This window comes from Romboutsia sp. MSSM.1001216sp_RTP31141st1_G3_RTP31141_220114, assembly GCF_039031195.1.
GTDB lineage: Bacteria > Bacillota > Clostridia > Peptostreptococcales > Peptostreptococcaceae > Romboutsia_C > Romboutsia_C hominis.
Genome location: NZ_JBCIUO010000025.1, coordinates 1 through 13,263 on the forward strand (window position 1 = coordinate 1; position 13,263 = coordinate 13,263).

At 24.8% G+C, this 13,263-nt stretch carries 9 protein-coding genes; 2 read left to right on the forward strand and 7 right to left on the reverse strand.

Annotated features, from left to right (window positions below; genetic code table 11):
* Positions 1-371 precede the first annotated feature (371 nt).
* From ABCP60_RS14760 to ABCP60_RS14780, 5 genes are all read right to left on the reverse strand, one after another.
* The gene (locus ABCP60_RS14760; protein ID WP_343102034.1) at positions 372-533 is read right to left on the reverse strand and encodes a hypothetical protein; all 162 of its coding nucleotides are present in this window, start codon (positions 531-533) and stop codon (positions 372-374) included.
* A gap of 220 nt (positions 534-753) precedes the next feature.
* On the reverse strand, positions 754-1,368 hold the full coding sequence (locus ABCP60_RS14765; RefSeq protein ID WP_343102035.1) for a recombinase family protein: 615 nt from the start codon (positions 1,366-1,368) through the stop codon (positions 754-756).
* A gap of 429 nt (positions 1,369-1,797) precedes the next feature.
* The gene (locus tag ABCP60_RS14770) at positions 1,798-4,284 is read right to left on the reverse strand and encodes a cell wall-binding repeat-containing protein (protein WP_343102036.1); all 2,487 of its coding nucleotides are present in this window, start codon (positions 4,282-4,284) and stop codon (positions 1,798-1,800) included.
* Between the two features lie 438 nt (positions 4,285-4,722).
* Positions 4,723-5,040 (reverse strand): hypothetical protein, encoded by a 318-nt coding sequence (locus tag ABCP60_RS14775; protein WP_343102037.1) that lies wholly within the window; start codon positions 5,038-5,040, stop codon positions 4,723-4,725.
* 12 nt (positions 5,041-5,052) lie between these two features.
* On the reverse strand, positions 5,053-6,327 hold the full coding sequence (locus ABCP60_RS14780; protein WP_343102038.1) for an RNA polymerase sigma factor: 1,275 nt from the start codon (positions 6,325-6,327) through the stop codon (positions 5,053-5,055).
* A 651-nt stretch (positions 6,328-6,978) separates the two neighbouring features.
* On the opposite strand from ABCP60_RS14780, the gene ABCP60_RS14785 reads away from it, so the two are divergent.
* Positions 6,979-7,377 carry a hypothetical protein gene (locus ABCP60_RS14785; RefSeq protein WP_343102039.1) on the forward strand — a complete coding sequence of 133 codons (399 nt, stop codon included), beginning with the start codon at positions 6,979-6,981 and terminating at the stop codon, positions 7,375-7,377.
* Positions 7,378-7,506: 129 nt separating this feature from the next.
* Here ABCP60_RS14785 and ABCP60_RS14790 read toward each other — a convergent pair whose 3' ends face one another.
* Complete coding sequence (locus tag ABCP60_RS14790; RefSeq protein WP_343102040.1) at positions 7,507-9,501, reverse strand: cell wall-binding repeat-containing protein; 1,995 nt, start codon at positions 9,499-9,501, stop codon at positions 7,507-7,509.
* An 831-nt stretch (positions 9,502-10,332) separates the two neighbouring features.
* Here ABCP60_RS14790 and ABCP60_RS14795 point away from each other — a divergent pair.
* Positions 10,333-10,683, forward strand: a complete 351-nt coding sequence (locus tag ABCP60_RS14795; RefSeq protein ID WP_343102041.1) for a hypothetical protein — start codon at positions 10,333-10,335, stop codon at positions 10,681-10,683.
* A 298-nt stretch (positions 10,684-10,981) separates the two neighbouring features.
* Here the strand turns inward: ABCP60_RS14795 and ABCP60_RS14800 are convergent.
* On the reverse strand, positions 10,982-13,263 hold a 2,282-nt coding region (locus ABCP60_RS14800), incomplete at its 5' end, for a cell wall-binding repeat-containing protein (RefSeq protein WP_343102042.1).

Below are 13,263 nucleotides of genomic sequence, written 5' to 3' on the forward strand. Positions count from 1 at the left end.
CCATTAGAAAATCTAACTAATGCTTCAAAACCACATATTTTCATATTTGCTAGATTTACTTTTGCTTGATATAGTATTTCACTTATATATATATTATTCATATATACCCCTTCTTTCATTTATATATAATAAATATTTTAGTATTCCTATTCATAACCTATTTTCTTTAAATCATTTATAGTAGCATCTGTTCTTCTTACTAAATATTTTTTGTACTTTTCTACCATATTTTCCTGCTTACCTTATTCTTTCTTTTTTTATACCTAATTTATTCTCAGCATTAATAGCTTTTGAATATATATATCTAAAGCCTGTTTCTAGATCTTCAATAAATATCATTTTTTTCTTATTTTTTCAGTGACATTTAATACCTAATTTTCTAATTTAAAATAATGCTCATCATCTCTTATATCAATAATTCCTATTGCGCTTGTTCTAATACACCATTCAAGATATTTTCCCCATAAAATACCTTGATTCAATAATACTCTGGCTATATCATCTAAAAGATTTATATCCTTTTCTGTAAGCATATATACTCCACCTTCATATTTTTATAAGTTTTACATCTAAATACTAAGATACTATATATGCTAAAAAAAGTTCATTTTTCTACAAAATTTTATCTTATAATATTTATTATTGTATTTTTGAATATCTTAATAAAATAAATGTATTATTTTTATTTATTTTTTAGTATGTTTAATTATACGTTTTAATTTATTCCTTCAAAATAAAAAATAGTAGTAACATTTATGTACTACTATTTTTTATTTCATATTCCTTAACTCTTCTATAAAAAGTATTACTTTTTAAATTCAATTTATTCATGGCTTTAACAGCAGTTATACTTCCTGATTTCCATTCTTTATAAACAGATTCGAATTCTTGACTTAGCTCTATTTTTTTTCTTCCAAACTTTATGCCTTTCTTTTTGGCTATCTCTATTCCTTCTCTCTGTCTTTCTTTTATCCTCTTTCTTTCATCTTCTGCCATATAGCTCAATAATTGTAATATTATATCTGATATCAAACTTTCTAATCCATTCATATCTTTATATTTAGTAGTATCAAGTAATGGCATATCTAAAATTACCATATCTACTTTTTTTACTTTAACAATCTCATTCCATTCTTCTAAAATCATTTGCTTATTTCTACCTAATCGGTCTAATGATTTAATATATAAAATATCACCTTCTCTAAGTAGCCTTTTTAAAAACTGGTACTCTGGTCTTTTAAAATCTTTACCACTTGCTTTATCAATTAATATATACTCTTCTTCAATTCCTATTTTCTTTGCTTCTTCTATTTGTCGATCTAAATTTTGATCTTTTGAACTAACTCTTGCATAAAAAAACTTTCTCATATCAAACTCCCTACACAATTCTATACCACTAAGTATACAAACTATTATGCAACATTTCATATATTTTTTCTAGTATTTTTGCAATAAAATCTCTGTAAAAAATAAAGCATGTCAAAAAGTACACTTTTTGACATGCTTTATTTTTTATTGAATATTCTATATAATTATTCTTTTCTGAAATAAATTAAAATTATGAATATATTTTGGAAAAGAATTTAAAATATGTTTTTGATCTTTTATAAATTATATTTCTTAATTTCATTTTCTATTTTTATTCTTTATCAGAATAAAATAAATTTTTTATATTTTATTCTAATCTTTTACTATCTCTTTATTTAGTATTAAGTACAATATTAATATGTATGTAAAGGTAAAATAACCTAGCATATTATCTGAATAAGCTAGGTTATTTTATTTATTTTAATCTATCTACTTCTTAACTAAATCTACAATCTTATTGAACGCATTTTCATTTCCATTTCCACCAACTCTTGTCAACTTATCAAAAGTCTTTTTCTTTACAAATGTAGTTTGTTCAGGTGTTAAGTTGTCACCTACTATCATTATAGGTGATTTCTCTTTTGCTGCTAAACTACTAACTGATAAGGAATCTATTAAATCTATCTCTCTTTTAGCTCCATCTTTTACAACAAATAAATTATTTAAAGCTCCAGACTTATAGAATTCATTTAATACTATTGTATTTGTTTCAGTTCTATCTTTTCCTCCAAGTCTTGTAACTGGTTTATTATTTATTAAATCAGATACTTCATTCTTTAATTTTTCAGAAACTGTACCATTTCCACCAATTACATATGCTTTTGATAAATCCTCTGACTTTATAAAGTCTTTACCTTGAGGTATATCACCTGCATTGTTAGATAATATGATTGGCATATTATTTATTGCAGATGGTGAACTTATACTTATTGCATCTGGTAATCCTTTTTGTCCATTTACTACTGCTACTTGAGATACATCTGATATATTATCTACTTCTTTTGCTATCTTTAAACTAGTTTCAAATCTATCTTTACCTGCTATTCTTACTACATTAACTCCCATGTCTCTTATTTCTTTTTCTAGATTCTTATCTAACGAGTTTTCTCCACCTATTATATACACCGTTTTAGCTTGTAATCTAGCTATAGATGCTTTTGTTTCAGGTGTTAAGCTACTCTTACTACTTAATAATACTGGTGCATTTTTAGCATATGCAAAAGGTGATGCAGTCATAGCATCTACAATAGAATCTGAATTAGCTATTACAACATTATCAGCTCTAGTCCATTTATCACTTATTTTATTTGCAGTATTATATCTATCTGAACCAACTATTTCTTCAACCATTAAAGTATCTGCAACTATAACTTTTCTTTCTTTAGTTACAGTGTTGCCCCAACTATCAGTTACTTCATATTTTACAATATATGTTCCAACCTTGTATGGATTAACATTATTTTGTATTACTCTAACTTTTGAAGTTATATCTTTTATTGGATCTCCTATATCATCTTGGTCTTTAGCTGAAACTCCATTCATCGGGTTAAAGGAAGATCCTTTTCTTATGGTCATAGTATCTGTGTTTATCGTTGGTAAAATGCCTTTATAATATTCTACAGGTTGTATTCTTATCCCACTAAAATCAACTTTTGTTCCACTTGTTAAGGTAAAGCTTTTTGTAAAGTTATAATCTAAATCTACAACTGTACCTTCTATATTATTTGCTAATTTACCAACTATGTTCCATTTTAAAAGACCATTTGGATATTTTTCAGGATTATCATTAACATACATACCACCATTTTTAAGCGTTGGAACTATAGGATTTCCATCCATATCTTTAATTGGATTAGGTAAACTAAAGTATATACCTTTACTTTTTTGAACTGGATCAACTATTTTTTGATTCTTTAATTCTAATGTTGTTAATACTGCAGATTCAAGCTTTTTAAGAGGACTTATATCCTGTATTTTATTATTATTTAAGTATATTGTTCTTAATTTTGGTGCTGTTATATTTCCTAGTTTACTTATGTCTTCAATTTGATTATTATTTAACCAGATACCTTCTAAATTAGGTGATTTAATTTTTTCTAATACTGATATATCTGCTATCTTATTGTTAGATAAATCTATTGTTTCTAAGAGAGGACTATTATCAAGTCTTTCTAAGCATCTTATATCAGTTATTTTATTATTTGCTAATGATATTTTTTTTAAGTTATCAAGTCTTAATTCACCCAAAGGCCATATATTACTTATTTCATTTCCATCCAAATATAATGTTTCAATTGTTGGTGAACTTATTTCAGTTAAAGGACTTATATCAGTTATTTTATTTCCTGTTAACGCCAATGTGTTAAGCTTTTGTATTGGTGCTGTTTTTAAAGGTTCTAAATTATTTATTTTGTTATTTGCTAGTCCTAGTTCAGATAATTTCGGTGCTTCAAGTTTACCTAAAGGAGCAATATCCTCTATTTGGTTATTATTTAAATACAACATTTCCAATCCATGCGCTCTATCATTGCCATTCATTTCTCCTAATGGTGATATATCTGATATATTATTATCTTGAAGCCATATTTGTATGGCATTAGTACAATATTGAAGTCCCTCTATATTTGATATTTCTTTACCTTGTAAATTAATATATTGTAAAGAAGATAGATCTGAATATGTTATGTCTGTATTTGGATCACGATGTAAATTTTCATTCAGTGCTTTCTTTAAATTTGGATCAGGTATAGTCACTATAGAATTTATTCTGTGCTCTATTATATTATTTTCTTTTTGTTCTATTTTTATTTTTTCTCTTTCCCCTATGTCTTTAATTTCATCTGCAAATATGCTCATAGGAACTATTTGGCATAGTAGTGCCGTCGTGACAATTCCTGATAATACTTTCTTCTTCATTAAAATTCCTCCATTAAATAAATTATTTTTATATAATAAAGACTTTTTAATGAATAAAAAGTTCAAATTTTTTTATTTTTATCAAAAATATATATATTTTTTTACTTAAAATTTATTTTAAACATCTTTTATATTATCAATTATAACATTTTTCAAATTACAACTTAAGTTTATATGAGAAATAGTGTAATCCTTGAAATTTACACCTTCAGTAATTACACTATTTTCACATTTTTAATGAAACTATATTTAATTTAGTAATATCGACCCCTTAGCTTAATTTGTTTTGCCTAGATATTTTTGACTCTAAATATTTTATTATAAAAAAATTATTAGTATAAGCCATCTATTATTTATCTGTTTGTATTTACATATCTAAATTATTTAATTTATTGCTTCATCTTTTAACTTTTAATCATATAAAAATAACTATATAATTCATAATCTATTTTTAATTTTTTCTACATTGGAATAATAAATTAGCTCTTTTAATTCAACATTTTTATTATTATCTATATTGATAGCTATGAATTTACTATTTATATACGCTATTTTAAAGTATGAATATTTTTCATTTTTATATAAATCTTTATATGTAGACTTCACTAAATCTCCTTCAAATAATCTATTGCTATTTATATCTGTAAAATCACTACTTAAACTAAATGTGTTTCCTTTTATAATTGTGTTTTTAGGAATTTTGTTATAAATCCAATTATCTCCTATAAGATTTTTTACTTTAAATTTATAAATCATTTTATATTCTCCTTATTTGTATTTTATTGATATCCTATATTTTGACTGATTCCCCGCTTTATCAAATAGAAATAAGATTAAATATTTACTGTCTGTTTTTGGTATATCTATACTAATTTCATTATTTGCTTTATCTATACTAATATTATTTTTATCAATATCATCAATATAAGTTTTATCATAGTCAATTTTTGATAAATTATCTTCTATTTTTATATTTAACTTATTTTCATCATATTCATAATCTACTATTTTAGGTTTTTCTCTATCAATAGAATTTATATCTATATTTTTATATATTTTATTATTTGATTTTGTTTCTATACATATTGTATATTCTCCATTTTCATCTATTTTAAACAAATAAGAATTGTTATTGCTATATTTTCCATTTATTCTATCTTTATCACTATTTATAATATAAATTTTATTAATGTATTTTTTATTTTCTACGAATACTTCCATATCGATAGAGTTTTTTGTAAATCCTTTGGGATTGCATTTGATACTTGTAATCGATGGTTTTAAATCTATTCTAAGGAATGAATAGATTGCTCCACTAGTAATAGTAAGTAGTCCAGTCATTAACAATATATTTCTTTTATTTTTAAATATATTAATCTTCTTTTCTTTTATACCATTATGACTATTACTATACTTAATTTTTGATATACTGTTTCTTGATGCTATATTTAGCCTATGTGATAAATTTGGAATAAATAAAATTCCATACATTTTATTTTTAATCGCTAGTTTTCTTAAATTTAATTTAGCATAATATAATCCACTCTTTACAGTTCCTACTGGGATTTCCATTATAGATGCTATCTCATCATTTTTTAATCCATTATAATACTTTAATAAAATCAAACTCTTATGAGTATCTGACAATTGGTCTATCAATTTTAATATGGAGTCTCTTTCTTCCTTTTTTTCAAAGGTTCTCTCAGGATTATGACAATCATGTAAACTTTTTGTATTCATTAATTTTTCATCATAGTCAACAAATATTCTACTTTTCTGTTTTTTTATCTCTCTCATGCATTGATTGTATGTAATTTTATTTATCCATGCTACAAATAATCTTGGATTTTTTAATGTATCCAATTTATCTTTTACTATTATGAAAACATCTTGAACAACATCTTCAGCTAAATCTACATCTTTCAATATACCAAGAGAAAAAAAATATAATTTCTGATACATTAAATAATATATTTCAGCAAATGAGTCTTCATCTCCTGATTGAGCTTTAGTAACTAATTCCTCTATTTTTTCATAATTCATAAAATACTCCTTGAAATGAAAACTGTATAATTTATAAATTGAATAGTTTTCATTTGTTTTATTAGATTTTCTTATTTTTTCTATTAATTAATACTATACATTAACTAAAAAATATTAATACTACATACACAAAAAAAAGTATACGTTACTTCTAAAATTTATTTTGAAATCTTATTATTCTCTCCATTCATTTTATTGATAAATAAACCATATTTATCGGTAAATCTTTTATCTTTTAACCAATATTATAAAAAAATGTCAATGTATAAAGCCTATTTATTTTTCAACTTTCACACTTAAGATTCTTCTTACTTATAAAAAGTTCAAATATTTTATATTTATTTTTATTTAGTTCAAATCAAGTTGGTACTTCCTAATATTGTTTATAATAAAAATATGAAACTTATTACATAAATATCTATATTATTACATATATTTACCCCTAGATCTGAAAATAAAAAACGTAAAATCATATAAAAAAACAGAGCACCAATTTTTTTAAAGCCTACTTAGGGAAGGACACATTATATATATCAAAACATAAAAATAAAGATTTTAAGCTAAAATTTTGTAGAAATTTGAACTTTTTTGTATATATATTCTCTTATTATTTAAATATAAAATTAAAAAACGGATAAAGGTGGAATGTATATGTTTACAGAAAAAGATATAAATTTTTTAGATGATATAGCAAGAATATTATTAGATCAAGGTATTTTGTGGGGAAAAGAGCTTGAATGGTATATTAGAACAAGCGCTATAGGAATTATTGATATAAAAGATGATGATCATTATTTTGAATTAGAAAATTATGTATTAAATGTCATTGAAAAAAATAGAAAAAAAATGATATTTATTGAAGATCTAAAAACAGGAAATAGATATATATATTCAAAAGCTATTTATGCTGAAAATAAATTAGGTATAAAAAAAGAAAGAATAAGGGAAGCAGGAAAAAAGGGTAGAAAAGTTCAAAAAAAATATTTGATAAGAAGAACAGATGCTACTATAAAAGACTTACAAAAAATAGGATATGAATACGGGTACTAAAATCTCTAGATAAAGTAGATTACAAAGTTTCAATTTCTTAAATTAATAAACTATATTAAACAAAAACTTTCTAATTGAGGAGTTAAAAAACAGGAATTTTATCATTTAAAATTCCTGTTTTTATTTCATCTAAAGATTAGGGTATTTTATTCCATCTATTAAGTTCGTGATAGCCTTATCTGCCATTCCATGCCCAACTTGAACAATTGATTTTATAGTTTTTCTTAATCTTAATACTATACTATCTTTTTGAGCACTTGATATATCCGAAGTTGCTAATACTATAGGAGAATCTTCTTTGGCTGCTAAAGGTGCTACTGATAATGCATCTATTAAATCACTTTGTTTTCTGTATCCATCTTTAGCCATATAAACTTTCTTTGATGTTCTATAGTATTTATTTATAACTTGAGCATTTGTTTCTTGTCTATCTCTTCCTGATATTCTTGTAGCATTCTTATCAGAATCTAACTTAGATAATAAAGTTTGAACTTCATTAGATACTGAATTTTGACCACCAACTATTTCTATTTCTTTACCATTTAATTGTTTAATTGCTTCTTTAGATAAATTATTCTTATCAGTAACTATTATTGGAGATTCTTGGCTTGATGCATATGCTGCTATACTCATAGCATCTGCTTCTCCATATCCTCCAACAACAAATGCTTTATTAGATGAAGAATTTAATTCTCTTGATATAGCAAGAGATGTTTCATATCTATCATTTCCTGATATTCTTTTTATATTTTTTACTCCTAAGCGGCTTAACCCATTCTCAGCCTCTTTAGAGAATTGATTTTCTCCACCTATTATATATATAGTTTTATTCTTTAAGTCATTTGATAATACTCTTAATAACTCTTTTTCTGTCTCTTTATTTAAGCCATTTTTATCAGTTAATAAAATTGGTGCTTTCTTTGAAAATGCTAAAGGTGATGCAGCTAATCCATCTACAACTGAATCCTTTCCAACTAATACAACTGCGTTTGCAAACTCATCTGCATTTTTTGGATTTTGAGCTTTAAATGTATTCTTACTTACTTCTATAGCTGTTTTAAATCTATCATCTCCTGATATATTAGAAACTTGTAAATATCCTAAATCTGTTCCTGAGATAACTTGATATAAATTTCTAACTAAAGAAGCATCTTCATCTGATATTTTTATTATTTCCTCTATTTTGCCAGTAAGCTTATTTTTTATTTGTATTTCAAAAGAAGGCTTTTCAGCAAAACTTGGATTTGTAACTAAGAAATTTGCATTTTTAAATTCTATTTCTTTGTCATTTTCTTTTGCATTAGTAAGCTTAGCAGTTAAACTTGTACCTTTTTCAGTTAATCTTAATCCATCAAATAAATCAGATGCTTTTAATTCACTTCTAGTTGCACTTGTTTTTTCTATAGTTATTACATTAGTTACAACTGATTTTATATCAAAAGGTTTTTTCTTATATCCAATAACTTCGTTAAATTCATTTATAACTGGTTTTGTGAAGTCTACTATGTAATCTCCTGTACTTATAACAACTGGTTTATCACCAGGATTAGTTCTGACTTCAACATCATTATTTGAAACAACTTTAGCTATTTTACCATTTGCCTCTGCAAGTTCTTTTATTTCAGCAGCAGTTTTAAATTGCTCATATTTATAGTCAACTGTTTTTCCATCTACAGTTTTATGACCTTTATCAAGAACAACAACATTAAGAGTGTCTCCTTCATTTAATGCATCTATTTGATTTTTTATTGATACTGAAGTTACTTTTTCAGTCCCAAGTGTAGATGCTGGTACAACTTCTGACACTCCATGATCATTTTTTTGCATACTTCCTTGCATATGTAGTATTTGCTGGTTTATATCATCTAATGTAGCACCAGAATATATGCTATAAACATTCCCTGGTTCTCTTCCTTCTGTTGGGAATAATTGCTCATTTTGAGTGTATTTTTTACCTAATAAATTAGTAACTCCATCTAGAAGAGAGTCTATATTTTTACTATCCCCTGTGTAGATTTTGTTGTACTCTTGTACTTTCAACTCTTGAGTGTCTGCAAATGCAGGTGCAATAGAAGTTGCTACTGTAACCCCTGCCATCATAATTCCTAAACTTTTCTTTTTCAATATTTTTACCTCCGAATATTATATTAATAACATCTACATATTCTTCCAGTATCTCTCACAATCGTTATTCTATCAAATTATTTTAAAGTACAGTATCTTAAAGCTCGATTTTTTTAATTTTTTTTAGAAGTATGGTAATTTTTCACATGAATTATAAATTGCATTCTTCAAAATATAATGAATAAAATAAGAAATAATTTATATTATAATACTCTCTTTTTTATTAAAAATATATGTTTAATATATATACATTAATTATTTGAAGTTAAATAATCCTTGGGTACTTAATAAAAATAAACATGCTCCAACCATTGCTCATTTTTTCTTTTAAATGTGTTGTTTTAGTTGCATTTCAAAATTTTTTTATGTAAAATAAATTTCAATATACAGATTGATCCTTCCCAAGGATATGTATATTCCTAAATTTCTCTTTGTGGCTAGGTAAATTACCTAGTCCTTTTAAAATATTTTTTTGAAGCATTAAAGCTATTCATTATATTTTTTATTCATGATAAGTTTAAGGCTTTTTTAATTATAAATTTAACTTTCTTATTTAAATAATAGTGTTCAATTGAAATAGGTTATTCTAAATAAAATATTCACTTCTTTTTTAATCGAAATATAAAATACTTATTTTTCTGTTAATAGTTTTAATGTACTGACATAGTAACTGGAATAAGTGTGATTTAAGATTAATAAAATATAACTATTTCAGCAGATATATATGTACTAAATTTAAACTTTTATAACACTACTTTTTACTATACATTTTTTTATTTTAAGATATAATAAATATAAAAATTTAAGTACAGGAGAGTGTAAACTTTAATCATGTCTAGAACTTTTGCACATAATATATTCAATGATGATCTAACTATGAGAAATTATTTAGCTTTATATGCATGCATTATAAATCCAAAACTATCTTATAATAGAGCTTTAGCAATCTTTGAAATACCTAGAGATAAAAAAATTAATAATATAAACAGTAAAAATGAAATAATCCATGTGATGGATATATATACTAAAAAAAAATATATATTTACATCAAGGGAAGATTTAGAAATTAAAACAGGTATAAAACCTAAATATGTAAGTATTTATTATAGCAAAAAGTTTAACTTTAAAAATAGATATAAAATCGAAAAAATAGTTGATGATACTTCAAAAGAACAAAAATAAAAAATTTTTTTATGTTCTTTTGAAGTAAACTAAAAAATACTAGAAATTAATCTAGTCCTTCTTAGTTCTCAATTATTGTATATTTTCATATTCCCTAACTATAAGTCTATATTTTTAAATTTAAATCTTATTTTCTATTTTTATTCTTTATCAGCATAAGATAAATTTTTTATATTTTATTCTAATCTTTTACTATCTCTTTATTTAGTATTAAGTACAATATTAATATGTATGTAAAGGTAAAATAACCTAGCATATTATCTGAATAAGCTAGGTTATTTTATTTATTTTAATCTATCTACTTCTTAACTAAGTCTACAATCTTATTGAACGCATTTTCATTTCCATTTCCACCAACTCTTGTCAACTTATCAAAAGTCTTTTTCTTTACAAATGTAGTTTGTTCAGGTGTTAAATTGTCACCTACTATCATTATAGGAGATTTCTCTTTTGCTGCTAAACTACTAACTGATAATGAATCTATTAAATCTATATCTCTTTTAGCTCCATCTTTGACAACAAATAGATTATTTAAAGCTCCAGACTTATAGAATTCATTTAATATTATTGTATTTGTTTCTAGTCTATCTTTTCCTCCAAGTCTATCAACTGGTTTATTCTTTATTAAATCAGATACCTCAGTCTTTAATTTTTCAGAAACTGTACCATTTCCACCAATTACATATGCTTTCGATAAATCTTCTGTCTTAATAAAATCTTTACCTTGAGGTATATCTCCTGCATTATTAGATAATATAATTGGCATATTATTCATCGCTGCTGGTGAACTTATACTTATTGCATCTGGTAATCCTTTTTGTCCATTTACTATAGCTACTTGAGATACATCTGATAAGTTATCTACTTCCTTTGCTATCTTTAAACTAGTTTCAAATCTATCTTTACCTGCTATTCTTACTACATTAACTCCCATGTCTCTTATTTCTTTTTCTAGATTCTTATCTAACGAGTTTTCTCCACCTATTAAATATACCGTTTTAGCTTGTAATCTAGCTATAGATGCTTTTGTTTCAGGTGTTAAGCTACTCTTACTACTTAATAATACTGGTGCATTTTTAGCATGTGCAAAAGGTGATGCAGTCATAGCATCTACAATAGAATCTGAATTTGCTATTACAACATTATCAGCTCTAGTCCATTTATCACTTATTTTATTTGCAGTATTATATCTATCTGAACCAACTATTTCTTCAACCATTAAAGTATCTGCAACTATAACTTTTCTATCTTTAGTTACAGTATTGCCCCAACTATCAGTTACTTCATATTTTACAATATATGTTCCAACTTTGTATGGATTGACATTATTTTGTATTACTTTAACATCTTTAGTTATATCTTTAGCTTTTTCATTAGGGTCAATTAAATTACCCTTATCATCTAATTCGCCCACTTTATCCGTAGCTGTTACACCTTCCATAGGATTAAAAGCAGTTCCTTTTTTTATAATAACATCCGGTGCATTTATAACTGGTTTAAATCCTTTGTAATATTCTACTGGTTGATGTACAGTACCATTAAATGTTACTTCTGTGTTATTAGCTCCTGCTGTAAAATTTTTATTAAAAGTATACGTTAATTCAACTATTTTACCTTCTTCATTGTTAGCTAATTTATTTATATTATTCCATTTCATTAGTCCTGTTGGATAATCTGGATTATCAGTAATATATGTTCCATCATCATTTAAAGTCGGAATTATTATATTTCCATCCATATCTTTAAGAGAATTTTTTATTTGGAAAAATTTACCCTTACTCCACTTTTTATCATTTGTAAAATTTTGGTCATCTAATTCTAATCTCTTCAATGTTGCAGAGTTTAAGTTTTTTAGTGGACTAATATCACTTATTCTATTATTATTCAAACGTATGGCTTCTAACTTCGGAGCATTTAAGTTATTTAATGGGCTAATATCACTTATTTTATTGCTACCTAGCCAAATTCTTGCTAATTTACTGTTATTTAAATTACTTAATGGGCTAATATCACTTATTTCGTTACCTTCTAAAAACAATGATTCTAAATTAGGTAAATTTAAATTAGGTAATATAGTTAAATCATTAATACCAGTAGAACTTAGTGATAGAGTATTTAATTTCGGAAAATTTAAATTGATTAATTGGTTAATATCACTTATCTTATTACCGTCTAAGTACAGTTGGAATAAATTAGTGAAATGAACATTTAATAGTGGAGCAATATCACTTATTTTATTATTGTTTAAAAATAGCCATTTTAACTTCGGAGCATTTAAGTTAGCTAATGGAGCAATATTACTTATTTTATTATTATGTAATCTTAAAGCATCTAGCGTAGGTGCATTCATATGAGCTAATGGAGTAATATCACTTATTTTATTATTTTCTAATATTAACTTTTGTAAGTTAGAGCAATATTGAATCCCCTCAATAGTTGTTATATTTTTATTAGATAAATTAAGTACTCCTGTAATACTTTCCAATTGCCCTTTTGTTATGGGATTATCTTTGTCTTGACTTAACTTTTCATTTAATGCTTTTTTTAAATTTTGATCAGGTATATTTATAACTGTAGAAC